26 protein-coding genes and 1 pseudogene are annotated in these 25,302 nt (G+C 45.5%); 22 read left to right on the top strand and 5 right to left on the bottom strand.

All coding sequences use genetic code 11. The annotated features are described in order from the left end of the window. The 12 genes from tsaE to AC6I5A_RS01155 form a co-directional block, all read left to right on the top strand. A partial coding sequence (gene tsaE, locus AC6I5A_RS01210) for a tRNA (adenosine(37)-N6)-threonylcarbamoyltransferase complex ATPase subunit type 1 TsaE (RefSeq protein ID WP_034610779.1) occupies positions 1 to 434 on the top strand: 434 nt, incomplete at its 5' end. A 150-nt stretch (positions 435 to 584) separates the two neighbouring features. Further along, positions 585 to 1,310 (top strand): tRNA (adenosine(37)-N6)-threonylcarbamoyltransferase complex dimerization subunit type 1 TsaB, encoded by a 726-nt coding sequence (gene tsaB / locus AC6I5A_RS01205; RefSeq protein WP_034610754.1) that lies wholly within the window; start codon positions 585 to 587, stop codon positions 1,308 to 1,310. Beyond that, a complete protein-coding gene (gene rimI / locus AC6I5A_RS01200; protein WP_034610753.1) occupies positions 1,303 to 1,770 on the top strand; it encodes a ribosomal protein S18-alanine N-acetyltransferase in 468 nt (155 codons plus the stop codon). Before tsaB ends, rimI begins: the two co-directional genes overlap by 8 nt. Next, positions 1,767 to 2,795, top strand: a complete 1,029-nt coding sequence (gene tsaD / locus AC6I5A_RS01195) for a tRNA (adenosine(37)-N6)-threonylcarbamoyltransferase complex transferase subunit TsaD (protein ID WP_497900393.1) — start codon at positions 1,767 to 1,769, stop codon at positions 2,793 to 2,795. The genes rimI and tsaD overlap by 4 nt, the downstream gene beginning before the upstream one ends. A 316-nt stretch (positions 2,796 to 3,111) precedes the next feature. Beyond that, positions 3,112 to 3,744 carry a hypothetical protein gene (locus AC6I5A_RS01190; RefSeq protein ID WP_034610775.1) on the top strand — a complete coding sequence of 211 codons (633 nt, stop codon included), beginning with the start codon at positions 3,112 to 3,114 and terminating at the stop codon, positions 3,742 to 3,744. Between the two features lie 201 nt (positions 3,745 to 3,945). Next, on the top strand, positions 3,946 to 4,608 hold the full coding sequence (locus AC6I5A_RS01185) for a hypothetical protein (protein WP_034610750.1): 663 nt from the start codon (positions 3,946 to 3,948) through the stop codon (positions 4,606 to 4,608). A gap of 107 nt (positions 4,609 to 4,715) precedes the next feature. Then, entirely contained in the window at positions 4,716 to 5,963 is a 1,248-nt protein-coding gene (gene murA, locus AC6I5A_RS01180; protein ID WP_034610749.1) for a UDP-N-acetylglucosamine 1-carboxyvinyltransferase, read from the top strand. Between the two features lie 242 nt (positions 5,964 to 6,205). Further along, positions 6,206 to 6,505: a type II toxin-antitoxin system RelB/DinJ family antitoxin gene (locus AC6I5A_RS01175; protein WP_034610747.1), complete on the top strand. Its 300-nt coding sequence runs from the start codon at positions 6,206 to 6,208 to the stop codon at positions 6,503 to 6,505. Positions 6,506 to 6,508: 3 nt separating this feature from the next. Then, positions 6,509 to 6,847 carry a type II toxin-antitoxin system RelE/ParE family toxin gene (locus tag AC6I5A_RS01170; RefSeq protein WP_034610745.1) on the top strand — a complete coding sequence of 113 codons (339 nt, stop codon included), beginning with the start codon at positions 6,509 to 6,511 and terminating at the stop codon, positions 6,845 to 6,847. 98 nt (positions 6,848 to 6,945) lie between these two features. After that, entirely contained in the window at positions 6,946 to 7,089 is a 144-nt protein-coding gene (locus AC6I5A_RS01165; protein ID WP_497900392.1) for a hypothetical protein, read from the top strand. A gap of 208 nt (positions 7,090 to 7,297) precedes the next feature. Next, entirely contained in the window at positions 7,298 to 8,248 is a 951-nt protein-coding gene (gene spoIID, locus AC6I5A_RS01160; RefSeq protein ID WP_034610742.1) for a stage II sporulation protein D, read from the top strand. Positions 8,249 to 8,520: 272 nt separating this feature from the next. Beyond that, complete coding sequence (locus AC6I5A_RS01155) at positions 8,521 to 9,027, top strand: murein hydrolase activator EnvC family protein (protein WP_497900390.1); 507 nt, start codon at positions 8,521 to 8,523, stop codon at positions 9,025 to 9,027. Positions 9,028 to 9,128: 101 nt separating this feature from the next. Here AC6I5A_RS01155 and AC6I5A_RS01150 read toward each other — a convergent pair whose 3' ends face one another. After that, positions 9,129 to 9,548, bottom strand: a complete 420-nt coding sequence (locus tag AC6I5A_RS01150) for a hypothetical protein (protein ID WP_034610741.1) — start codon at positions 9,546 to 9,548, stop codon at positions 9,129 to 9,131. A 260-nt stretch (positions 9,549 to 9,808) separates the two neighbouring features. Between AC6I5A_RS01150 and AC6I5A_RS01145 the strand changes: the two genes are divergently transcribed. Then, positions 9,809 to 10,210 (top strand): GNAT family N-acetyltransferase, encoded by a 402-nt coding sequence (locus tag AC6I5A_RS01145; RefSeq protein WP_034610739.1) that lies wholly within the window; start codon positions 9,809 to 9,811, stop codon positions 10,208 to 10,210. Positions 10,211 to 10,398: 188 nt separating this feature from the next. Then, positions 10,399 to 11,271: pseudogene (locus AC6I5A_RS01140) on the top strand (Mur ligase family protein); the annotation flags it as partial. A gap of 11 nt (positions 11,272 to 11,282) precedes the next feature. On the opposite strand, the gene AC6I5A_RS01135 reads toward AC6I5A_RS01140, so the two are convergent. From AC6I5A_RS01135 to AC6I5A_RS01125, 3 genes are read right to left on the bottom strand one after another with little or no spacing between them, the layout of a single operon-like run. Beyond that, complete coding sequence (locus tag AC6I5A_RS01135) at positions 11,283 to 12,749, bottom strand: ATP-grasp domain-containing protein (RefSeq protein ID WP_497900389.1); 1,467 nt, start codon at positions 12,747 to 12,749, stop codon at positions 11,283 to 11,285. 25 nt (positions 12,750 to 12,774) lie between these two features. Beyond that, positions 12,775 to 13,890: a UDP-N-acetylmuramoyl-tripeptide--D-alanyl-D-alanine ligase gene (locus AC6I5A_RS01130; protein ID WP_034610737.1), complete on the bottom strand. Its 1,116-nt coding sequence runs from the start codon at positions 13,888 to 13,890 to the stop codon at positions 12,775 to 12,777. 7 nt (positions 13,891 to 13,897) lie between these two features. Beyond that, positions 13,898 to 14,968, bottom strand: coding sequence for a YheC/YheD family endospore coat-associated protein (locus tag AC6I5A_RS01125; protein WP_034610735.1), 1,071 nt, complete (start codon positions 14,966 to 14,968; stop codon positions 13,898 to 13,900). A gap of 402 nt (positions 14,969 to 15,370) precedes the next feature. On the opposite strand from AC6I5A_RS01125, the gene spoIIID reads away from it, so the two are divergent. The 5 genes from spoIIID to AC6I5A_RS01100 all read left to right on the top strand — a co-directional run bounded on the left by spoIIID (position 15,371) and on the right by AC6I5A_RS01100 (position 19,803). Then, on the top strand, positions 15,371 to 15,619 hold the full coding sequence (spoIIID, locus tag AC6I5A_RS01120) for a sporulation transcriptional regulator SpoIIID (RefSeq protein ID WP_034610732.1): 249 nt from the start codon (positions 15,371 to 15,373) through the stop codon (positions 15,617 to 15,619). Between the two features lie 191 nt (positions 15,620 to 15,810). Next, the gene (mreB, locus tag AC6I5A_RS01115; RefSeq protein WP_034610730.1) at positions 15,811 to 16,794 is read left to right on the top strand and encodes a rod shape-determining protein MreB; all 984 of its coding nucleotides are present in this window, start codon (positions 15,811 to 15,813) and stop codon (positions 16,792 to 16,794) included. Between the two features lie 347 nt (positions 16,795 to 17,141). Next, positions 17,142 to 17,867, top strand: coding sequence for a WecB/TagA/CpsF family glycosyltransferase (locus tag AC6I5A_RS01110; protein ID WP_034610727.1), 726 nt, complete (start codon positions 17,142 to 17,144; stop codon positions 17,865 to 17,867). Between the two features lie 44 nt (positions 17,868 to 17,911). Then, entirely contained in the window at positions 17,912 to 18,625 is a 714-nt protein-coding gene (gene sigI, locus AC6I5A_RS01105; RefSeq protein WP_034610724.1) for an RNA polymerase sigma-I factor, read from the top strand. Positions 18,626 to 18,630: 5 nt separating this feature from the next. Beyond that, positions 18,631 to 19,803 carry an anti-sigma-I factor RsgI family protein gene (locus AC6I5A_RS01100; protein ID WP_497900391.1) on the top strand — a complete coding sequence of 391 codons (1,173 nt, stop codon included), beginning with the start codon at positions 18,631 to 18,633 and terminating at the stop codon, positions 19,801 to 19,803. A gap of 94 nt (positions 19,804 to 19,897) precedes the next feature. On the opposite strand, the gene AC6I5A_RS01095 is transcribed toward AC6I5A_RS01100, so the two are convergent. Further along, on the bottom strand, positions 19,898 to 21,004 hold the full coding sequence (locus AC6I5A_RS01095; protein ID WP_034610721.1) for a glycosyltransferase: 1,107 nt from the start codon (positions 21,002 to 21,004) through the stop codon (positions 19,898 to 19,900). A gap of 306 nt (positions 21,005 to 21,310) precedes the next feature. Here AC6I5A_RS01095 and fabZ point away from each other — a divergent pair, with 306 nt between their 5' ends. The 3 genes from fabZ to AC6I5A_RS01080 are packed head-to-tail and all read left to right on the top strand — an operon-like array spanning position 21,311 to position 25,243. Beyond that, on the top strand, positions 21,311 to 21,748 hold the full coding sequence (gene fabZ / locus AC6I5A_RS01090; protein WP_034610720.1) for a 3-hydroxyacyl-ACP dehydratase FabZ: 438 nt from the start codon (positions 21,311 to 21,313) through the stop codon (positions 21,746 to 21,748). Then, a complete protein-coding gene (locus tag AC6I5A_RS01085) occupies positions 21,745 to 23,553 on the top strand; it encodes an O-antigen ligase family protein (protein ID WP_034610717.1) in 1,809 nt (602 codons plus the stop codon). Before fabZ ends, AC6I5A_RS01085 begins: the two co-directional genes overlap by 4 nt. Further along, positions 23,528 to 25,243, top strand: a complete 1,716-nt coding sequence (locus AC6I5A_RS01080; protein ID WP_034610715.1) for a DEAD/DEAH box helicase family protein — start codon at positions 23,528 to 23,530, stop codon at positions 25,241 to 25,243. The genes AC6I5A_RS01085 and AC6I5A_RS01080 overlap by 26 nt, the downstream gene beginning before the upstream one ends. Positions 25,244 to 25,302 lie beyond the last annotated feature (59 nt).

The following is a 25,302-nucleotide window of genomic DNA, read 5'->3' as shown; positions in this document are numbered from 1 at the left end:
GAAAACAACTGGGCGGGTACTTGCGGGGCGGAGATGTTGTTGCGTTGATCGGGGATCTGGGTGCCGGAAAGACGGCCTTTGCGCAAGGGGTAGGCGAAGCATTCGGTATCAAAGGCCCCGTGACTAGCCCGACCTTTACCTTAATACATGAGTATTCAGGACGAATTAAGGGCTCAGAAGTGCGTTTGGTTCATATGGATCTATATCGGTTACAATATCCGGAAGAGGCGGAAGTGATTGGAGTGGGAGATGCGTTCCAGGAAGATGCCGTTTGTCTCATTGAATGGCCGGATATTATTGAAGACTTTTTGCCGGAAGATCGCTTAATCGTCGAGATTCTGGGGAGTGGAGAACAGTTGCGGGAGATAATCTTTCGAGCGGACGGAAGCGCCTGGGAGCAGCGTCTTAGAGAAATGATGGAAGTCATTTCATGATTCAGCCGCAAAAAGCGGCGATGGAGAGAGTATGTTCAGTGAAATTAGCGTATATGAGCGTAGACGAAGAGCAGTGAAGCGGAGAAGATTGGATAGAGAATAATAAATATTAAGCGTGAACATGTGATTTGAAAAAGTTCGGAGGGTCCGATGAAATATTTAACGATTGATACTACAACGAAAGTTACTGCAGTCTCCTTGGCGGAAGATGGGCGCCTTATAGCCGAGGGCTTTTTACATACTACCAAGACCCATTCGGAGCGTCTCATTCCCATGCTTGACCAACTGCTTAAAGCTGCCTTCTGGACCCTGCAGGAGTTAGAGATGATCGGGGTGGTGCGAGGTCCGGGTTCGTTTACTGGAATTCGGATAGGAATCGCAACGGCACAGGGATTAGCTCAAGTTCTAAAACTCCCGCTGCTTGCCGTATTGTCGCTTGATACCCTGGCTTGGGCCGGTTTGGGGAGAACGGAAGACATTGTTCCTATCCTGGATGCGCGCAAGAATGAGTGGTATACGGCACGTTACCGCTGGGCGAAAGGGCAAGAAAAAGCTGAGTGTTTGACGCTCCCTCAAGCCATACCTACAGACCTTTGGCTGGAACAATTGAGAGGTCTGGACCGTCCGATTTGTTTTGTTGGAGATGCCACTGAAAAATATACGGTGCGAATCGAGGAGGTCTTGGGAGGGAACGCAGTGATTTTGCCGGAGTATGTGAGCTTACCCCGTGGCGCGTATGCGGCGCGAGCGATTTGGCAGCGTTGGCAAGAAACGGGCGTTGGGGAATTTGTTGAACCGCTCTACATTCGTTTTTCTGAGGCGGAGGTCAATTGGGCGAAGAAAGAGGAAGCCCGCAGGAGAACGGATCATGAATAAAGGGATTGTACGTCCCATGCACATAGACGATCTGGAAGCCATTCTGGAAATCGAGCGTGTCTCATTCGCGATACCTTGGTCTTTGGAGTCCCTTAAAATGGAGCTTAAAGATAATGAGTATGCGCGGTATCTTTGTATAGAGTTAGAGGGTCAAGTGATCGGGTACATGGGTCTTTGGTTCATCCTTGACGAAGGGCATATTACGAATATTGCCATTACTCCGAACCGCCGGGGGCAACATTGGGGGGAGTTTTTGATGCGTTCAGTGATGAATAAAATGGCGGATGAGGGTATGGAACGGATGACTCTTGAAGTACGCGCTTCCAACAGCCTGGCCCAATCTTTATATAAGCGCTTAGGCTTTAGTATTGCGGGGGTTCGCAAAGGGTATTATGTGGATACTGGGGAGGATGCGCTGATTATGTGGGCGGAATTGGGAAGAGAAGTGAATGTGACGTGAAGGGGAGTCCAAAAAGCGGGATTGTAATTTTAGGGATCGAAACAAGCTGTGATGAAACATCTGCGGCTGTTCTGGTTAATGGAACGGATTTGCGCAGTCATGTCATTTCTTCTCAAATAGTGACGCATCAGAAGTATGGAGGGGTTGTACCGGAAATTGCCTCCCGCGAACACAGTCTTCACATTCAACCRGTTGTGCAAGAAGCTTTGGAAACGGCAAAGGTTGGTTTTTCAGATTTATCGGCCATTGCGGTGACCTATGGTCCCGGGCTTGCAGGATCGCTCCTGGTAGGGGTTTCAGGAGCGAAGGCTATGGCTTATGCCGCTGGAATTCCGCTGCTGGGCATCAATCATTTAGAGGGGCATATTTATGCTAATTTTCTCCATCATCAGGAGCTTGAATTTCCCTTCCTGGCGTTGTTGGTTTCCGGAGGACATACGCATCTCATTTTCTTTGAAGCCCATGGTCAGTATCAGGTTTTGGGGCACACACGCGATGATGCGGCGGGTGAGGCACTTGATAAAGTAGCCCGGACTTTAGGGTTAGGTTATCCGGGAGGGCCCCAGATTCAAAAAGTGGCTAAGGATGGAGATGCGCAAGCGTTTAAGTTCCCGCGGGCCATGCTGGAACCGGATAGTTTGGATTTTAGTTTCAGTGGTATGAAATCGGCTGTTTTAAATACCTTGAATTCTGCACGCATGCGGGGGGAAACACTTAACGTTCCGGATCTGGCGGCTTCTTTTCAGCAAGCGGTTGTGGACGTGTTGGTGCAGAAAGCGCTGCGGGCTGTCGGGCGGACAGGAGTCAAGACCTTGCTGCTTGCGGGTGGCGTTGCGGCTAATACTTTACTGCGTAAAACATTAGATCAAGAGTTGTCTGAGCGGAGTATACGCTTGGCTTACCCACCACCAATTTTTTGCACGGACAATGGGGCGATGATCGCGATCACGGGGTATTATCACTATTCGGCCGGTAATTTCTCGCCTTGGACACTTAACGCAGTGCCGGGACTGGGACTTGGGTGACCAAGGATGGCCTGGTGTCGCCGGAGCCAAGACTTGAACAGTGTAGCCCAAATCAGTCAAGCCTCACGTATAAACTATTGAGGGTATTTTTATATTTTTGGAAAGAACTTTAAGCTGGGTCGAAGGTAAATTCAGTAATGTGTAGAATCTTTAATCTAAAGTGGCGTTTAGAACTCTAGGCCTACGGATTATTGGGAGGCATGGGGGGAACTTGCGAAGAGTAATGATCGATGTAAGTGAGTTAATAACGGTATATCCTCATGATTCGGATTATGGCTGGGCGCTTTGGGATTTAGATAAGAGGTGGCAGAACATAATGAAAAAGAAGTTGCTAATAATTACAGGTATTATGGTCCTATTGATGGCCGGGGTTGGCTTTTGGGGATACAACAACTATTTCAAGCCTGACCCGGATATCCAACAACAACTTTATAATCAGTTTGGAGCAGAATTTTTTAAGTTTAATGATCAAAAARTAGTTAATAATTCAGGAGCAGTTAACAATGTAAAATCAGCTGAYGATTTAGCAAAWAAGACTGATATCCCACTGATTGGCTCTGATACAACTTCAACTCCTGTGGATGAAAATATTGATGCAAAACCGATTACACCAGACGAAATTGATAATAAGTACAAGCCGCAGTTTAATTATTTACAGAATGTGGCCTTGAGCCGTTTAGATACTTTGTATTCAGCGGCAATYCAGGAGTATGTGCAGAGCAGCAAAGCCGGTACATTAAACCGCTCTGAACTGGCCCAAAAATATATTCAAGCCGGAACCCTACTTGAGGCTAACGTGGACAGCCAATTTTACAATACCTTAAATGCGATGCAGGCTGAACTGATTGCTAATAATCTTTCCACCGATATAGTTGATGTTCACAAGCTTGAATATGAAAAAGCTAAGTCCGCTAAGCGATCACAACTGTTGGCCAAAGTCCGCAAATAAATTCGGGGTGCTATGCACACCTTATGTTGATCATTTTAGGTACCTGAATAGTACAATTTTGGGTAATACTACSTTATGGGGTTAACTTAAATTTGAAGTTTAGGACGAAATCTTTGATATGTCGTGACATGGGATGTTAGCTTTCTCACTATTTGGTAAAACTATGATTAATACCAATAGATTGAGAAAGAGGTTCTTAATATGCACGTTGGCGTAACATTGCCAAAATCCAATTTCTGCAAAATAATTATGCTAACATTAATGGTTTGTACCTTGTTCATCGGCTTGGGGGTTTATGCTCTCAGTGTAGTGGCACAAACTAAAGAAACGATTGAAATCCGGCAAACAACAGTACCTTTGCTTTTGAATTCAGGGGAGGTACAGACCAAGGAAGCGGAAGTCAGTATCCTGCTATGGTTTGAAAATGGGGATATTCCACATGAAACCTGGACAAAACGACCGACGCCGGATTGGGTATGGACGTATAATGAACTTCAGACGGGCAGTGAAAAAACAGCCGCAACTCTCTCCGGGCATCAACTGATCGATAAAAACGAGGAAAGTAATCTATATAAATGGTATAATACTATGGTACCAGAACTTGCCAAAACCGGCGGATTGATTTATCTGGACGAGCGTGTCGATCAGGCAATGGATATTTCCGCCTATCTGAGCAAGACGAATGCTCTCCCTGCTCAGTGGGCTTTGATAGGTAACTTGCTTTCCATTGCTGCCTATCAGAACGACTTCATGACAAGTGTCTTAGCCGGGCCAGATAGGATTAACATACAAATGCTTAGTCGGGGGAAGAATACCGAGGGACGAACTGTCTTGGCTATTCCTGCATTGCTGACAGAGTTTTAGGCAATATTAATTAAATGGTCGAAATAGCAGGAAAAGTGACTATGTAAAGAGAATAAGGACAAGTCTATTAGTAATAAGAGTCAAAGGGCGGGGGGTGTCTGCAACAATTGGACAAATTTATTATCACTGGCGGCAAACCGCTTGAGGGAACGATCACCGTGAGTGGGGCGAAAAATGCCGTACTTCCGATAATAGCTGCGAGTTTGCTGTGTGCCGAACCCATTCAACTGGATGACGCTCCGGACTTGTTGGACGTTAATGTAATGAATCAGATTATTTCGGCTTTGGGTGCGACTGTCGAGCGTAACGGCTCGACTCTGAAAATTCAAGCCCGTGAGATAGATTGTATTGAGGTTCCATATGACCTTGTTTCTCAAATGAGAGCATCTATTGTCACCATGGGACCCCTCTTGGCCCGCAATAGCCATGTGCGTATTTCCCATCCAGGTGGGTGTGCCATCGGATCCCGCCCAATTAATTTGCACTTAAAGGGCTTAGAAGCCTTAGGGGCGGAGGTTAAAATGGATCAAGGATTCCTGGATGTTTCATCTAAAGGTTTGAAGGGAGCCCGCATTTACCTGGATTACCCAAGCGTTGGAGCCACGGAAAATATCATGATGGCCGCCGCGATGGCTCAAGGGACAACCCTTATAGAAAACGCCGCGCAGGAACCGGAAATTGTTGACCTGGCAACCTTCCTGAACGAGATGGGTGGCAAAGTGCGCGGCGCAGGTACCAGTATTATTTATATTGAAGGGGTGCGTGAGTTTCATGGCGTCACGCATACCGTAATCCCTGATCGTATCGAAGCGGGAAGCTACTTACTCATCGTGGCGGCAACAGGTGGGGATGTCCTGGTTCAAAATGTGATTGCTGATCATTTGAAGCCATTAATTGCCAAAATGGAAGAGGCCGGAATTCGCATGCTTGAAGAAGATGACGGAATTCGCATTAGTGGAGATGGTGTCTATAATGCTGTGGATATTAAAACTCAAGTTCATCCCGGATTCCCGACTGATCTACAGGCGCCATTTTTGGCTTTTCTTACCCGGGCAAGTGGCATGAGCTTAATAACAGAGACCGTATTTGAAAACCGCTTTATGCATGTGGATGAGCTCAAACGTATGGGAGCCAATATTAAGCTTGAAGGGCGAAGCGCCATTGTTCAAGGGATACAACGTCTGAATGCAGCACCGGTGACAGCCACTGATTTGCGAGCCGGAGCCGCCTTAATTCTAGCCGCATTGGCAGCGGAAGGGACAACAGGTATTCGAGGGATCCATCACATTGAGCGTGGTTATGAGAAGGTAGAGGAAAAACTCTCTCGTTTAGGGGCTAATATTGTTCGTGAGTAGGAGGAAAGAAGGAGGGGTCGAAAGGCACGGTTTAATAGGGAAACTTATTGAATCATACCCCAAACCGGTACGGAAATGCAAGAGATAGGCGTTGTCCCGCAAGGGATGACGCCTATCTCTATTTCAATAATTAGCGTTAGAAGATGCAAAACTGAAATTTGGAGTCAGAAATAAAGCTGAATAATGTATTGCTAAACGTTATACAATAGAATATAATAGTTTAAAGGAAAGGTGGTGTTATTATGGCTGCTAAAACAGCAAATGTTCTCGCACGTGTCGAGCCAGAAATAAAGGAGAAAGCGGAAGCTATCATGTCAAAACTGGGAATTCCGGCTTCCGTTGTTATCAATATGCTCTACAAGCAAATTGTTATGACCAAAAGCATTCCGTTTTCCTTGTCGCTTCCCGTCGCTCCAATGGCACGGGATGAAATGGATGCCGACACGTTCAATACAATCATGCAGAATGGTTTGGATGAAGCAAAAGCTGACCATTCTCGTCCAGCTTCTGAGGTGTTCGTTGATTTAAGACGAGGATTATAGATTATGGCAGACAATACGTATACGGTTAAAATCACCACACAGGCGGAGGAACAACTGCAGGAAATCGTAAAATACATTGCTTCCGAGTTAAAAGCACCGAAAGCTGCCTTGCGTCTGCTCACCAAAATGGAGCGCTCGATTTCGTCGCTTTCACGGTTTCCGCAGCGGGTTACGTTGACCGAGGAAGAACCGTGGTGCAGCTGTGGCGTTCGAAAAATGCCTGTGAAAAACTTTATCATTTATTTCTGGATTGACGAAGAAAATAGTAAGGTGCAGGTTACCGCCGTTATTTACGGCAAGCGTGATCAGCTAAAACAGCTTTCGCGGATGGATATGGATTAAAGCGACTTCCATCCCGGCCGATATCAAATACCCTACCGATCTAGGCTTACTCAACGAAGCCCGTGAAAAGCTAGAAGAGATCATACAGCCTTGACCGCATCTATGCCAAATTACAAAAGACGGCAGAGAGCATGATTGCCATGCACTTTTTGGTGATGAACTTGGAGCGTCAGTTCAGAGTTCTTTTTGTCCAAATTTGGTGGAGGCTCATGGGAGGATTCAATACCGTGATTATTGACTAGATTCTGAGAAACGGGGTTTGGCTTGCAAGCCCTATTTAAATTCCCCAGCAGGTTATACCCATACCCATGGTTCAAATTGTATACAAAAAGAAAGCCGCCTAATATCGGCTCCTCCTTCTCTTCTGTTTGTTATAATATTCTTGTCAGCCATATTCTTGATCTCTTCCGCATAGATTTAAGCATCATGCTTGTACCGGAGGAAGGATTGATGAAAAAAGAATGGATATGGTTTATAGGATTATCACTTTGTATTATCCTGATAATTCCATGGAGCGTTTTGCGTTGGCAAAAAGAGAGTATGATAATGGATGATGTGGAAATCAGAGTATTAATGCCTAACGGTAGTGTTGTTAAATTACCGCTTGAGGAGTATCTCTTGGGGGTTGTTGCAGCTGAAATGCCTGCTGAATTTGAGGTGGAAGCCTTGAAGGCGCAAGCCATTGCAGCCCGGACCTATACTGCGAAACGATTAAGCCAAAGTAATTTGCCTGATGGTAGATATGATGTGGATACTACAGTGCAGACTCAGGCGTGGTTGTCCGATAAGCAAATGAGGGATAAGTGGGGATGGTTAAATTATTGGAAGTATAGGGGAAAGTTAAATACAGCTGTGACCGGAACGCGTAGCATGGTCCTCGTGGCCAATGGGGATTATATCGAGGCTGTTTACCACAGTAGTAGTGGAAGAAAATCAACTGAGCGATCGGAGGAGGTGTGGAGTTCATCCCGTTCCTATCTGCAAAACGTTAGTTCGGGAGAAGATAATTTACAACGTTATGTGAAGAGCATTAGTTTTACACCCCAGGAACTGTATAAGAAATTGGAAATTACAGCCTCCTCTCCTTCCTTAACTTCAGGGGATTTTCAAGTTTTAGTTAGAACATCGGTCGGAAGAGCCAAGAGTGTAAGAGTGCTGGGAAAAGTGTACCCGGCAACCCAACTGCGAACCTTGTTAGGACTTTCTTCAACGGACATTGAATGGGTTGTCCAACCGGAGCGTCTCATAATTACGACATATGGTAATGGGCATGCAGTGGGAATGTCCCAGTGGGGAGCGAATGATTTGGCCAAGAAGAATTTAAAAGTTGATGAAATACTAAACCATTATTATCCAGGAACTAAGCTCATGGCGTTAGGTTATCAAGGAAATTCACGTTAGATAGAGTATTAACTTCATTTAATGTTAGTTGAGCTTATCCAGGTGCTTAGCTATCGCTCAACAGTAAGCCAAAAGTATATTAAGGCAGGAATAATGGAGATTAAATGCAGTGTCATTTGGCAAGGCTAGATTCAGAGGTGAGTCGAATGAACTGTTGGAAAGGGTCAACAAGTTGGGCTTTGATGGGGGGTTTCTTTTTATTATTGGGAGGCATGATTCTTTATTCGGGGTACCGTGGTACCTTATCTTTTTCTTCCCAAGAGAGTACACCAATGATAACCAATCAGATAGGCCAAGCAGTGTCAGCGCGTACCGCACATTATCCAGAGGTCGGGGGAACAGCTCCGGTAATGCAAACTCAGACAGGAAAAATGACTGCGGATGATCAAACAAGTAAGGATTTCCCATGTCCAGTCCATGGGAGCCTTCTACGAAACGTAGGAAATTATTATTCCGAAGCCTTTGATAATTACCTCTTTCATGCCGGCATGGATTACGCAGAACCGGAGGGGACGGTGATCCGGGCAACGCATGGGGGCAAAGTTATTTTTTCGGGAGCAGATCCCATCTTAGGACAGAAAGTGACTTTGGACTGTGGCGAAGGTTGGCTGGTCACGTACGGGGGTCTGGATAACCTGCGAGTACAGGTCGGGGAGACAGTAGAGATTCAGGATGCGCTCGGTCAAGTCGGATTTTATAGTGCCGCTGAGAGCGAAAGTAATCAACCTCAACTTCACTACGAAGTATGGCATGGGGATATTGTGCAAAGACCCCGGTAGGGGCAATTCATTAATTATAAACAGCATTTAATTTTCCATAGAAAAAAGAGCATAATTTCCAACTTGGTTGGTGAAGATGCTCTATTTATTCATCCGAACAATCATTTTCCGGTGAGCTTTACAACGGACGGACAGGTAAGGTCAATCGGATTACAATTTACTTTCCTTGGACCAATGAAGTCTGGAATGTTGTTCACGAAGTCTGGACAAGTAAAGCAAACCGCGTTGTGACAAGCCTTTCTTTGAAAAATCATATCTCTGGTAATCTTTACAACACATGAACCGGCTTCTATCGCTGGTTCATAATATTTTTCTATGTCATCCTCGTCCTCGTCATCATCCTCGTCGTCATCCTCGTCATCATCTTCGTCCTCTGCTTCTGCAGCTAACTCTAACTCGTCATCATCTTCTTCTGCTGCTTCCATATCATCATCGTCATCATTATCAAAAAAAATATTAATTGCTTCATTGTCAATGTTTAATATTTCGATAAGTTGTTTTCGAAATTCTTCTCTATTCATCCTTCTCACACCTTCCCGGCTCAAAATTAATCACGCTATCTTTCATCTTTTATTTGGTTGGTAAAGAGGTTTTCTCGTGTAATATATGAACATTCAGAACATCCGGTACTAGAATAATAATTTAAGTGGAGAATATTTGTGCACTGGTCTCTAAGGCACCTAAGTCCACAATGAGACATACACTATTTATTAATGGTGGTGTTGGTTTAATCAAACAATTAAAGCGAGGCCGGAATTTATGTTCAAGAAGGAGTGGTCTGATGGACTATACAATTCGCCAAACAAAATTTGCAACGATAGCACCCTTCAAAACGAAAGCAGGCCGCGAACGGGTTATAATATTCAATCCGGTGGGCGCCGTTTGGTTTGCTGCTTTTATCACCGAGCAGTCTAAATCAATCCCGATCGGCTGCGCTTGTTGTGTCATCAAAGGCCAAGAGGCCTTGTTTAGAGGTATCTATGTTGAAATGCCCTATCGACGCCAAGGTATATTTAGAGCCTTATTCACGGAGCAATTAAAATATTGCCTGGCCCATGGGATCAAGGAACTGACGGCAAATTGTACTCCACTCTCACTGCCCGAATTTTTAGCGAAAGGGTTCACTAAGGTAGGTAACTATAAAAAAAGTCAAACTATTACCGTTGTGAGACGGGTTATATAATTTTAAGACTCGTTGAAAACGATCAGATTGAAGGGATAACGGCACACAAGGTTGGTGGTTTAGACTACTGACGTTGATTATCGTTAAACATAATGCGACAAGCACATTTTGCATAAATCCTTATTCCGTAAGAGTTACCAAAGCTTGCGACTGGACATACACTATTGCATAAGGAAGTGAATTTAATCATGAAATCCTTTTCAGTGGGTGAAGTCAGGAAATTGGTGAACGGTGTGGTGATGCAAGGAACAGATGATTTATTAATTAATGATGTTGCACACTACTTGGAAAAGATGAAGCAGCCTAATATGCTCCTTTTTTTAAAATCAAACTGGAACGTCGATTGGGATATCATTCGAAGTTGTGTCCCATGTGCGATTATGACGGATAAATATTTTGCAGGCTTACAAAATCTGGACGGGTGTGCGGTTATTCTAGTTAAAGATATCCAAATCGCTTATTGGCAATTTGTTGAATATTACCGAAGTCCGTTTCAGACTCCTGTGGTAGCTGTGACCGGCACATGTGGAAAAACAACGACTAAGGATATGATCAAGCATATTCTCAATAATAAGTTTAAAGTTCATGCCACGAACGCTTCGGCAAACGGTCGCACCGGCCATTTAAGTAACCTGGCGGGGATAGACGAGACTACAGAAGCTGCAGTCTTTGAAACTGCAGTGGGTAAACCAGGCGACATAACCAATAGCGGTAATTATTTTAAACCAACGATTGGGATCATCACAAACATTGGACTTGATCACCTGGATGGATGTAAAACAGTAGACGGCTATATCCGAGCTAAGGGAGAAATGGTGAGCATCCTGGGAGAAGGAGTTCTGATTGTCAATGCCGATGATGAAAAGACCAGAACAATCGGGCTTAATAACTTTAAAGGACGGATTGTATATTTTGGGATCTATAACTCTGCGGATTTTCAAGCCTCGAAGGTTCATTATAGAAAAAATGGTATGGACTTTGTTTTAACGTTTGAAAATACAGAGTATCCAATATTCGTGCCAGGCTATGGAGAGCATCAAGTCTATAATGCAATGGCAGCCTGCGCTGCCGTTCATGAGATGGGGATGAATATCGGAATGAGCGAAGCTGTTGAACGTTTACAAACCTTTAACAATATGCTCAGACATTTGGAAATGTTATCCGGTTCGGGAGGTTCGATAATCCTCTCACTGGAGGCTTTCGTATCCGCAGCCTCAACGTCCGGCTTTTGCGGAGCGCGTCCATTGTCCGGCAAACGCTCCGGAGGGGGTGAAAGCCAAAATTTGATTTGGGCAGCCGCAAATTTCGCATTGATTCTTGCTGATTCTTCACTGTCGCCGGTAGCTATCACATAGGCATACCGATGCCCCATAGAGAGAGGAGGTACAAGCAGTGCGCCTTTTCGCGGTCTTAGAAAAACCTCTTGGACACCCGGGCAGTTGAAGGCCTTCTTTCTGCCGGTGATTTTTTCCAGGAGCCCTGCTTCTGAGAGGATGACATACTGGGCGAAGACATTTTGCTTATGCCTTGGTATGAGATTTGGCTCCTGCCCAAGTGCGAGTTTTAAGGTTTCTTGAACTAAATTAAATCCCAGGCCTATCTCAATCAATCTATTCATGCCTCCCCCGGAAATTCGGGGGTTAATTTCAACGAGTTTCCATTCTTTCTGATCAAGATGTCCCCAGTCAGTATCTTCATGGGCAATAGGAACCGCATTTTTCTTCCAGACGTGGCGCATTTCCAGATGACAGGCGCCGGATTCCATGCCATGAATAAGGACAATATCCTCGACCGCTGCTCTCAGGTCTTGATAAAAGTCTTCAGGGGAATCAAGGAGGAGATTGTAGCCGGTAATAATAAAACGCATATTATAGTTGATCTCTTGTTGAATAATGGCGACAATGTGCAGTTTCTTCTGATGAACAATGACTTCCACTAAATATTGTGGTCCGTCCAGAAATTCTTCCACTAAGATGGGGTCCGTTGATTTTTGGGAGATTTTTTCCAGATAGCGTTTAAACTGTTTGGCGTTATTAATCTTAAAGACGTCTTTGGAACTACAGGAATGGGGTAATTTTAGGATAAACGGAAAACTCTTTTTCAGTTTCATCGGTGTGGACGAAAGCGGCATATTCCCCTCCCCTAAGACCGTAAAACGAGGGTTATAAGGTGACTCGGAGAGAATTTGACGAGAAAGGATTTTATCCTGCATAGCCTGAATTGCTTGCGTAGAAAAGTGGTTCACTCCGAATTCCTCAGCCAGTATGCAGGCAGTATGGCAATACGGTTCAATAAAACTGACAATTGCGCAGATCTCGATGCCGTTTAATATGAGGCGTCGGACATCCAGCTTTATTTCTTCGAGGTTGTTTAAATCACAGAACTGCATCAGGTGAACATCAGGAAACGATGTTCGGTTTTCCAGGAATTTGGGCCGATCAGTATACAACACGGTATAATAGCCGAGCTGTTCAGCTGCCCTTAAAGCTTCCCGGCTTGATCCGGACTTATGGGTGCCTATAAATAGTATTGTTTTCATGATGATGAACCCTCATTTATTTAAATTATTTAACTTTATAATAATCGCATAAAAACTGGACAATTTCATACATATTCAAGCGGCTGGCACCTTTGACCATGATTGTCATGCCCGGTTCTATGGAATGAATTATTTCTCTCTGCATTACTTTTATATGGGATTGTTTGTAATGCTTCACTTGACTGGCCGGATATCCGGCCTTAACGGCTCCCTCGCCGATATGCACAGAACTCTTGCCAAACGTATAAAGGAAGTCGAGTTTTTTATCTGCGACATACCGGCCAATATCGTCGTAATCTTGGTAGGTTCGCGCACCAAGTTCCGGCATACTTCCAAGAATAGCCATTTTCTTTTGCTTGGCAAGGTGCAGGAGGACATCGATGGCGGCCTTTACGGCTGGGGGATGAGCATGGACGGTATCGTCAATGACGGAGATTTCATCTCTCAACCGATGAATGGCTAAACGATGATTCGGTTTTTTCATCGTTTGCAGCCCCGTTTGCATTTCGGCAGGGAGGAAACCCAATTGGTCAGCAACTCCAATCGCCAATAATGCATTATAAACGTTATGCTCGCCGAAGACGGGAATTAAGAAGGGATACTCATCTCCTTGGAGAACTAACGTAAACGTCATCCCTTTTTCTGAATAAGCAATATTGTTGGCTTGGTAATCTGCTCTTGAGTTTATGCCTACGGTAAAAATCTTCCCCACAAAGTTGTGGGTGTGCAGCAGCTTGGAATTAGCATCATCAGCATTGAGCAATAAAATACCGGAGGGATTCATCCCTTCAATCAGTTCCGATTTTGCGGCGGCGAGCCTTTCTATTTTGTTTTCAAAATTACCAATATGGGCAAGTCCGACATTCGTAATAACCCCGATATTGGGCCGGATGATCCGGCAGTGTTCCGTAATCGCATTTGGGAAGGCCATCCCGTATTCCAAGACAGCCGCGCGGTGAACAAAGCCGATTTCTTCAGCATGAACCAACGTCTTATCAACCGTATTGTAATAATCCTTCGATTCAAACACGACCCATCTTTCCCTTAGAATCGCGGAAACCATAGCTTTTACCATGGTTTTTCCCGCACTTCCGGTAACAGCGATGATCGGTTTTTCCGCATTAGGATTAAAAGCCAACATACTCACCTCATTGTAATAAGTCATGCGGGGGCGGATTAATTTTAGTTTGATGTTCCTTGGCTAGAAACATCGCATACCTGATCATATTTCTCACGACATCGAGCTCCAAATAAAAGGCCGGAGGGCACCCCGGACGCCAGTTGATCTCATATATCCAAATTTTTCTCAGATCATCAAGAGCGACATCGATTCCCAGTTCATCAATTGTTTCGGAAAAAGTATTCTGCTGTATTTGATCTATATGGTCGGCAAGCTGAAGAGAAAATTGTTCCAAGTAGCGCTTGACATCATAATAGTCATTTCCGAATTCCTGTTTCAAGAAAGGTACCAAATAGTTAGTGGAACCTCCGCTATTAATATTGGAAACGATGCTTCCATGAGGTCCAATCCGGGGATAAACTGTGGTAATGACCCATTTGCCGTTTTCGTTCTTTTGAACATGCATGCGAAAATCATAAACCTGTCCGGACCGGGTCTTGCAGTTGATATACGGCTGCGCCAGATACGGTTCCTCCTGAAGCTTGCCGGAGATATAGGCGCGCAACTCATCATAACTAAAGTCATGATTATCCGTAGAAACTAACAACTGAAACTGATCCTTGATCCTTCTAATGAAAGTAACACCTTGTCCTTTCTGTCCATTGACAGGCTTAAAAACGATATTACGATACTGATTAATAAAATCGAAGAATCCTCCGGGGGAATGGATAATTTTAGAGGGTATTAGATAGGGGGAAAATACACCTGCGGTTCTTAGTCTTTCATAGATTCTCATTTTATTTCCAATCGAAAAAGTGGTAAACGGAATGTCTTCTTTGAGCTTAGCAATAACTTCTTCCGCCCGCTCTAATTTTTCGGGACTTCCCGAATTATAAATCACATTCGGAAAGAGACTTTCCGTGCTCTGCCAGCTTCCGTTTTCATAGACGTAGCCATGAATGATCCTATTTTCTAAATCAATACCCTGGGGAGAAAAATAAAGTAGTTCGGCGCCCTCTGCTTTGGCAACAGCTGCATAAGCATAGGCCTTAATCACTTTCTGCGGGTGTTTACGATGGTGCAGCATCCCGATTAACATTGACAATAACCACCTCTTTGCTTCGCGCAACAGGTTTAACATTATTAAACCGGCGCCTATACACTATATGAAGATTGTGAGAATTATGGGATATTTTTATCCAGGAATTACCACATAATATGCATATCCCATAATCTGCAAAGGATAAAAATAACCTAGTGACTTAAATTCGCTAGGTTATTTATACCTGGATGAGGAGTGTTCTCTCTTCTCCCACACTATACGGCGGGCAGTGACATAATTAGTTTGATAGAAACTGGTGAGCATGAAGGCGTTGATAACCTGAAATAACTACCTAAACATCATAGTATTTACCAACTGAGGACATCCTTTTATGGATGTCTTTTTCTGTTGAGCATGCATATAAATGTACTACACTTGTTGGACGAAGGAGGGCTCTGAGTGCAAGAATATATACGCAAACGGGTGCTCGATATTGGAACTTACATATTGGAATCGAGTGCAACTGTTAGACAAACGGCTGACGTATTCGGTGTCTCTAAAAGTACGGTGCATAAAGATGTGACAGAACGTTTACCCTTGGTAAATGAGAAACTATCCATGGAAGTAAAGCATATTCTTGAAATTAACAAGGCAGAACGACATATTCGGGGAGGGGAGGCCACTCGGAAAAAATACCAGGAAATCTAGAAGAATATTGACGAAATTGAGGAGATTATGAAAAATTATTGAAAACCATAAAGGGATTAGCGAATTAATCACGAATGACTTTTAGTACTAAACTATCAATAGCGAATCTCCCGTGAGGGAGATTATGCTATTTGTTTATATATTAAGTCGAGATGGACAAGCTATTGATGACGAAAGGGGTATCCCCACTGATGTTTGGAATTGAACTGGGAATTGACTTGGGTACAGCGAGTATTTTGGTTTATGCTAAAGGAAAAGGGATCGTTTTACATGAACCCTCTGTGATTGCCATAGACCGCAATACGAATAAACGAGTTGCCGTAGGAGAAGAAGCACGGTTAATGATCGGCCGAACACCGGGGAATATTGTGGCCGTGCGTCCTATGCGTGATGGGGTGATCGCGGATTACCAGACTACAGAGCTTATGCTGAAATATTTTCTGGAGAAAGCAGGCGCCAAACGCTGGCCGTTCTTCAAAACACGTGTCGTAGTTTGTATTCCTTCAGGAGTAACGGAAGTGGAACAACGGGCAGTCAAACAGGCGGCCTACCAGGCCGGTGCCAAAGATGTGAAAGTAGTTGAAGAACCGTTTGCGGCGGCATTGGGAGCAGGATTGGACATTTCTGGTCCAACCGGGAGCTTGGTTGTGGATATTGGTGGAGGAACAACGGATATTGCAGTGCTTTCGCTTTATGGTATAGTTGTAAAACGGAGCCTACGGGTTGGTGGGGATAAAATTGATGAAGCCATTAGCCGTTATATTCGTCGGGAACTTAATCTTATGATTGGAGAACGTACCGCTGAAGAAATTAAAATTGCGATCGGGGCAGCCATACCGGAGGGTCGTCCATCTGCGGAAATTGATGTGCGCGGACGTAATTTGATTACTGGTTTGCCTAAGACCATCAAGGTGAATTCCCAAGAATGTTTTGTTGCCATCGAGGAATCTATTGAAGCGATAGTTGCCGGGGTAAAGGAAGTTTTGGAACGAACCCCGCCGGAATTATCCTCTGATATTCTTGATAAAGGGATTGTTATGACTGGGGGAGGGTCCCTGATGTACGGTTTTGACACGCGTCTCTCCCGCGAGACAGGATTGCCGGTCAGTATAGCTGATGATCCCATTTCCTGTGTGGTCTTAGGGACGGGTAAGATGTTAAATGGATGTTTTTAGGGAGGAAGTGTCTTAGCGCGGTCGCACACGTTCCATCGCTATTCGCTTGGTGATGCCGCTAAAACGCATAACCTCTGGGCTTTCCTGAATGTGCGACCAATGCGTTTCTTAACGCTTCATCGCCTGCGCTCATTGACGCGATTTCTCTCTACGTGTTCTCTAAGCTAAGACACTTCCTTTGGCTTGGGTCGGAGGGGGTTTGGAATGACGCCGGGGGCACTGTGACGCTGTCTGTGTTCAGGGACGCAGAGGCGCTTTTTTGCGTGCTATTCAAGCATCCATTCAGCTCATAGTGAGGTAGGATGGGTTAATACGGAGGCACGCGTATTGGAAAGGAAAGATTTTCTATGAGAGTCGATATTCTGGGGATTACCGTAGATACATATTCCATGCAAGAGACGGTGGAGCAGATCCGTCAAGCGGTAGAAGGTCAGCTCCAGATCCGTGTTGTTACTGCTAATCCTGAAATGATCTATGCATCAGAACGGAATGTTAGGATAAAGAAGCTAATAAATTCAGCAGATATAGTAACAGCAGATGGGATTGGAGTAGTTTGGGCTGCCCGGAGGTTAGGGACTCCAGGATTAGAAAGGGTTACAGGGATTGATTTAGTCCATACTTTGTTCCCCATTGCGCATGCGGGTAAATGGCGGATTTTCTTTCTGGGAGGAAAACCAGGCGTGGCGGAACAGGCAGCAAATCAGGTTGTACGTAAGAATCATGGGATAACTTGTGCTGTTATGCACGGTTACTTTAGCCCGGATGATGAACCTGGAGTATTAGAAAAAATCCGGTATTTTCGACCGGATGTTTTGCTTGTCGGGTTGGGCGCACCCCGCCAGGAGTATTGGCTTGCAGAGCATCCCGGATTAGCTTCCGTTAGTATAGGGGTAGGTGGGAGTTTTGATGCTTTGGCCGGGATTGTGGTTCGCGCGCCGAAACGCATTCAAGACCTTCATTTGGAATGGCTCTATCGCTTGTGGAAAGAGCCCTGGCGTTGGAAACGCCAAGTTGTGTTGCCGCGTTTTGTAATAAAAGTCCTTTGGCAGGGATTCTGGCGCAAGACCCCTTAAAAGAAAGAAATTGCTTCGTATTAGAGAGTAGGAGGAAGGGTAACATGCCAGAATGGGAAGACAGAAGGTTTTGGCAGCGTTTGAAAGAGGACCCGGAAGCCCGAGATGCTTTCCTGGCCGAACATCAAACGTTTATTTGTCATGTGGCTAGCCAAGCGTGTTCCCACTCCCTGGAATGGGGCAAGGATGATGAATTATCGGAAGCGTTGATTGCCTTTAATGAAGCGGTAGATTTGTTTGTCATGGATAAAGGGGTCCCATTTTTAGCCTATGCCCGTATATTGATGAAACGCCGCCTGATCGATTATTATCGCAAGCATCGCTTGAGGCAGGCTATATCCCTCGACCAGGAGGGCTTCGGACGAGAGGTCGATATATCTCTTGGTATAGATGAGTTTAGGGAGCAAGAGCAAAACCAAGAACGGGCGGAGGAAATTCAACAGTTTGCCAGAGTTTTAGCCTCGTTTCAGCTTACCTATCATAACTTGGTTAAAGTTTCTCCAAAACATCGGGATTCCCGCGAGACACTACTCCGTGCGGCTCGAGAATTAGCCTTTGACTCTGAGTTGTGGTCTCAGGTTGAACGCAATGGAAGAATTCCCCTACAATCCTTAGCTTTGAAAACTCAGATTCACCCAAAGGTTTTAGAACGGGGAAGAAAGTATATTTTAGCGGTCGCCTTATTGGTGGCGAATCAACATGACTATGTTTATTTACGTGAATATGTACTCACGGGTGATAGGGGGGCGAAAGGGTGAGTAAAATGAAAGCTGTAGTGTTGGAAAAGTCCGGGTCACGTTATACTGTGCTTGGTCAGGATGGTGCCTTTCGCCAAGTTTATAGACGAGTTAACGCTGAGGTGGGCGAAGAGGTTCAAATCCAACCATGGATTGAGTTTGTTAGTGGGATACGCATATGGGTTGGGGCTGCTGCGCTTTTCCTTTTGGCAATAACGACCCTCCTGGGGTGGACCCTATATCAAGCGCCAACCGCGGTAGCGCTACTATCGGTTGATATTAATCCGAGTGTACAGTTTGAGTTGGACAGTCAAGGGCAGTTATTAAAATTTCAAACTCAAAATGAAGATGCGAAACGGATGCTGAGTCAGATTAACTTAAAGGGGAAACCGCTTGAAGAGGTCTTAGAACAAATTGTTGTCCAGGCATATGATCAAAAATTCCTTAGTTCTGAGCAGCATTGGGTTGTGGTTGGATACTCTCCGATGATCAACAAAACCTTGGAACAAATTCCGGAGGAACTTAACGAGAATCAAATTATCTCATGGGTCATAGAGATAGGTAAGAAAAAAGGGTTGACCCCGCAGGTTACGGTTTTCTCCCTGACTTCTCAGGAACGGGAGCTTGCTCAAAAAGGGGATCTTACTTTAGGTGAGTATGCGCTTTGGCAGATTGCAGATAAGGCAGGAGTCGTGACGCAACCGGAGAGACTAAAAGATACATCAGAACGGGTCCGGCTACTGGAAAATCCACAGGTTCAAGTGCAGATCAAGGCGGAGAAGAATAAGCGTCAATCCGTTTTACCTCAAACTTCGGGCACTGAGAAGCAAAACTTGGGTTCAATAGGTATACCAGGTGAATATGGCACGGAAAAACTTCTGCCCAAAGGGACACTATTTTTACCGAACAAGGAGTTATATTCTTGGATAGACAAGAGTAGAAGTAAAGATAAGGATAAGCAAAAGGATAAAGATCAGGATCAGGACAAGGATCAGGACAAGGATCAGGATAAGGATCAGGATAAGGATCAGGACAAGGATAAGGGCAAGGGCAAGGATAAGAATAAGGATAAGGATAATTATTATTATATGCTGAAGGATCAGGAAAGAGGCAGCGCTAACTCTAACGCTGAAAATGCGGGTATGCTCAAGGCACGACACATCCCGTACTTATATTCCCGGAGTTTGATCGGGATTTAACAACGAATACATTGATCTGTATAGAGCTTGGCACCTGCCATGCTTTCTTTTTACTTTCTTCAGGTGGTCTGTTCTTCAGCAGACGGGGGTAATCTTATTTTAGTGTGCGGGCGTATGCTTGTTCTGTTTCGCTAACCATATTACCTATGGAAAACTTAGGCCAGCGGTTAAGGCCAGAAAAAACAAGGGACTTTGCCAAATCAGGATTGTCGAGAATCCTGGAACAGGCATCACTTAACTCTGCCACATCGCCAGGGGGAACAAGCAGCCCGTCTTTCCCGGCGCGGATGACTTCCGGAATTCCGCCAACAGCACTGGCAACAATCGGGACCCCAGCTTGCATTGCTTCCAGAAGGACTAACCCCATACCTTCACTAACTGAAGGTAAGACGAAAAGATCCATGGCTGGAAGTGCCTTATAGGCCTGGGGAAGGTAGCCTGTTAAAGTATGGGGGATAGTACTCTGCTTAAGCTCGAATTCCAGGTCTTGACGAAGGGGTCCATCACCGATGAGCAAAAGGTGAAGAGTTGGGAATTCTAAGCGCAGTTGAGTTGCCGCCTTAATCAAATAAGTCTGCCCCTTTGTGGGATGGAGGCGACCTATCGATCCGAGAACGAGAGCATCTGCAGGGATTCCCCATTGTATGCGGAACTGGTGTCGAGAAGAAGTCGGATCATCAAAAGAAATGGGGGCTTGGCCGTTATATATGGTTTCAAGATTTCGACCACCTCTCAAAGCAACTTCTCTTGCTAAATATTTGGAGACTGTAATAATCCTGGAGGTTAAGGGAAGGGTCAGGCGGTCAATTCCTAAAGCCATACGGGCAGACCAAGGGGAAAGATAATCGTAGGCCAGAGAGCTATGGACAGTAGTCAGGTTGGGGATACCCAACCATCTTGCGCCCAGACGACCCAGGAGGTTAGCCCGCGAACCGTGGGTGTGAACAAGATCTATCCCTTTTTGCCGGGCCCAGCGAATGATGCCGGGGAGGGGAGAAAGGTCAAGAGGAAAGTGCATGGGGAGAGTTTTAGTGGGGATATTGGTTTCGCGGGCAAGGGCGGCGAAAGGTCCGTGGGTTAGGCAAACAAGATGTGGGGTGAAACGGGTCCGATCTATTCCATTCAGCAAAGTCAACACATGCTGCTCAGCCCCACCAATTTCTCCCCCACCTATAATATGTAAAATTTTATAGGGTTTCACAGACAAGTCATCTTCCTTTCAGCCTCTAACTTAGGTATACTGGAAGTGCGGGGCGCGAGGCGCGAAGTGCGAGGCGAGAAACACGATATTTGGTTTTCGAACATCGAACATCGCACCTCGAATACAAGGTATACTGGTAGTTAGAAGAATAATACTGAATATGACATAAAAGACTTTAATATATCATAAGACAAATTGGTTCATATCTGCAATAGCGAAGGGTGAGGCGGGAAACGCGATATTTGATTTTCAAACATCAAGCATCTTGCCACGTGCCTCGTGCATCGAATTAAAGGAGGAGTTTCAGTGTTACAGAGCCGGGAGATCCAGGAAATTATTCCTCATCGTTATCCCTTTCTTATGGTAGATCGTATCATAGAATTAGAAGAAGGAAAAAGGGCTGTCGGCATTAAGAACGTCTCCGGCAATGAACCGTTCTTTCAGGGCCATTTTCCAGGTCACCCCATTATGCCGGGAGTATTGATTATGGAAGCACTTGCCCAGGTTGGAGCCGTGGTTATCCTTAAATTGCCGGCCTATGTGGGCTATTTGGCGTTGTTTGCAGGCTTAGATAACGTCAAGTTCAGGGGGCAAGTGATTCCCGGAGATCAGTTGCGTTTGGAAGTAGAGCTTATCAAATCCCGGAAAACGTTTGGAGTCGCCCAGGGCAAGGCGTATGTTGGGGAAGAATTGGTTGCTGAAGGCACCCTTAAATTCTTTCTACAGAAGAACCCAGCCCAGTGATTGGTTCAACTTTACAAAAAGTCAGCAGAGCTAGGAGCAACACAGCACGCCCCCTGGCTCTTTTTCTTGCTTTGAGTGTTATTGATGGGCTATATTTCCCCAATGAATTGCTTATTTTCGGATTCGCTTTAGCTGTCTATGTACTGGTATCTTACGTATCCAGACAGATCAATTTCGTTACCGAAACGGCTTCCTCCTTTGGTTTAACGGACTTCTTACTTTGGGGAATGCTCCTTTTTTCTATTTTAGGGATTCTTCATCCCATCAAAGTTAAGGACGGAATGCTGGAAGCTTTGCGCTGGGGAATTTTCTGGTTGACCTATCGGTTAGGGGTACGGATTTCTTCCAATGAAACTGAAAAACAACACTTAGGACAATATCTGGAGCGGCTTGCTATTGTTGTAGCTTTGATAGGCTGGCTGCCTTATGTGAGCAAAGTGGCCGGAAGGTTAAGTTCTGTATTTGGCTACCCTAATGCCACAGCGGCTTTTTTAGGAGCAGTGCTTTTACTTAATCCTCATAGTAAACCGGTACTGATCATCCTGGGAATTTCTTTATTAGGCACGGGTTCACGTGCAGGAGTGGGACTGTTTATGGCAGTGCTCATTGGCCGGCAGATTATGTTAGGTATCCCTCTATTCTATGAGTTGCGACAAAGATTTCAGGCGAGAAGTCTCAGAGCACTGTGGGTAATAATACCGGCACTTATGAGCGCGGTCCTGATGTTACTTTATTGTAGACCGGTATGGGATAATCTAACATCTGGTGGTTTCTCATCTTCGAGTTGGCAGGAACGGTTAGTTTATTTTAAAGACGGAATAAGCTTGGCTTGGAATGCAGGGGGCCTTCCCCAAGCCGGAGGGTGGATGGCGTTTCCCACAGTTCAACGCTTTCCGTATTGGACGGCAGACCCTCATTCCAGCTTTATTCATATCTTATTAAACCAAGGGGTTCCAGGCGTCTTGAGTGTGGGGATTTGGATTAGTTATAGTTTTGCTCAGATCTGGAAGTATTGGGAAAAGAATCGTGTACTACTCAAATCAAGGGTGGAATTCGAAGCAACAAAAACTCAGGTTCGAGTAGGGGGAGCCTTGGCTTTTTTAGGACTACATAGTTTGGTGGATGCCGATTTCTCCTTTGCTGCTTTGGGATTTTTATTTTGGCTGCTATTGGGGAGCATTCAAAAAAGAGAAGAACGCATTTGCCCTTCCTTATCAAGGCACAAATTAACGGCTATGCTGAGCAGCAAGGGAATGCTTGTTCTAAGTCTAATCCTGTGCCTGTTTAGTGGGAGCGCACTCCTAAACCCTAACCTCTTAGAGAAAGAACAGAGTTGGAATATCCAGGCCGTTCAATGGCGTGAACAGGACCCGGCTAAAAGTAAGGCGCTTTGGGATAGGAGTTTGAATTGGGATCAGACTCAAGTAGGTACGCGGCGGGAGCAGGCGGAGCTTCTGTTATGTGAAGGAAACGTGGATACGGGACTTCAGGCTGTTGAAGAAGTGATTTATTGGCAGCCACTTGATCTGGAAGCGTATGAATGGGCTCAGTCAATTGTTTGGGATACTGCGGAGGTGCAGCGTCGGTTGCAGCCAAAAGAGGCGGCCAGGCTCTATCGCTGGGTCGAATGTGTACCGCAAAAAATTGAGGATAGAGTGGCCATACTCACCCCGACAGACCGGCTGCTTTGGCGGGGTTACCAGGATTTCCTACCGTCTCAACATATTAAACTCCTGGCTGAGTATGCTCGGCAAAGGCAACAAGGAGAGAGGGTTACTTATGCACTTTTTTCTGACCTTAAATAAAGACGGCAGAGTCGGTTTTTCTCCATTTCGGGAGAGGGACGCTCAGGATTCAAGTGTGGTCAGCTATCTTTGTGCACCTCTCTCCTGTGCGACTATTCAGGCAGTTCAAGAGCAGCTGCGTCGGCGGGACCCCTTTACTTTCTGGCACAAAGGATCCATTCGGAAGGATAGTAAATTAGAAATCATTAAGATACTTAAAGGGTTTGGCTGGAATGCGTCGGACTTAACCTGGAAGGAATACGGCCCAGCTCTAACGATTGGTCAAGTTTCACCGGAGGAGCAAGATAACGAGGCTGGGAAAGCATTTAATCAACTGACCCTGGGAAGGCAATTATCCATGGGGGATCTTCGGGGTCTCGCCCGCGAACTTAAGATTAAAGAGGATGACATAAAAAAATTTGCCCATTTCAACGTGGAACAGGGAAGGGCGAAGTGGGTTCCTGCGGTGAGGAAAGTAGGCAATAGTTGGCAGTGTCAACGGTGTGGGGAAAGGAATGTGGAAGAGTGGCCCGGTCAGTACGAAATGGCTGCAACCTGTCGAAGTTGCGAGAGTATTGGCTCAAGCACTTCTCTGGATGTATTATATCGAGATGAACGATCTCTCTCGGGCGGTCCTTCCGAGGTAATCTTTCAGCCGCACTGGGTTTTATCGGAGGCCCAACGTATAGCCAGCGAACAAGTGCTTCAATTTATCAAAGACCCTCGTGTAGAAACTGCACTTCTCTGGGCTGCATGTGGCGCAGGAAAGACTGAGGTAAGTTTCCCGTCTGCCGCTTGGACACTGAAGCAGGGAAAATCCGTGCTTTTTGCCGCACCACGTCAAGATGTCATTAATGACGTTACACCAAGGCTTCAGCGGGACTTTCCAAATTATCCGTTTCAAGTGTTAACCGGAACATCTTCGATCAAATTTCAAGGCGGAAGAATGGTCCTGGCGACCACGCACCAGGTATTAAGATTTTGGCGTGCTTTTGATGTGATCTTCATGGATGAGATGGATGCCTTTCCTTATCAGGGGAGCCGCGCTTTGGAGTGGGGATTGAACCACGCTCTGCGCCAAGGTGGTAAAATACTCTACTTAACTGCAACCCCTTCATCTGAAAGCTTAAAGGCGGTTAGGCAAGGCATGATGCGGCTTATCAGGCTTCCGGCGCGGCACCATCACACCTCTTTGCCGGTACCAATTTGGGCACAATCCCGTCACTCTCTGGAACCAAACGGGTGTACAGGCGGATGGGCTTCTCAAATCAATTCATTAAGGGTACAGGGACCGGTGTTAGTATTCGTCCCCAAGATATCCTGGATTGATCCGTGGATCAAATGCTTCAGGAGGTATTTTCCTGGTTGGCGTGTTGACGGCAGCTACAGTGCAGATCCGGATCGTCCCTCTAAAATCAAGCGATTGCGTCAGGGTGAGTTTGATCTCTTTGTGAGTACGACTATCCTGGAACGCGGTATCACGCTGCCCCGGATACAAGTGGTGGTTCTGGGAGCAGATCATTCTGTTTTCGATGAGCGTGCTTTAGTACAAATGGCTGGAAGGGTAGGTCGAACCAGAGAAAATCCCGGGGGAAGGGTCGTTTTTGTGTCTCAGCGGAGGACAAAAGCCATGAGAACCGCCGTTCAGTGGATCGAGGAGCAAAATAAGCGCGCTCTTGAGCTAGGGCTTATCGATATTCGAGATTCGTGATTCGATTGGCGTTGCTGGGCTGAGACCAGCATATTTCTAATAATTTCTATGGATCCTGG

It is taken from the genome of Desulfosporosinus sp. Tol-M2 (assembly GCF_059735615.1).
Note: the sequence above shows the minus strand (reverse complement) of the source record. Positions and strands in the feature narration are given on the sequence as shown.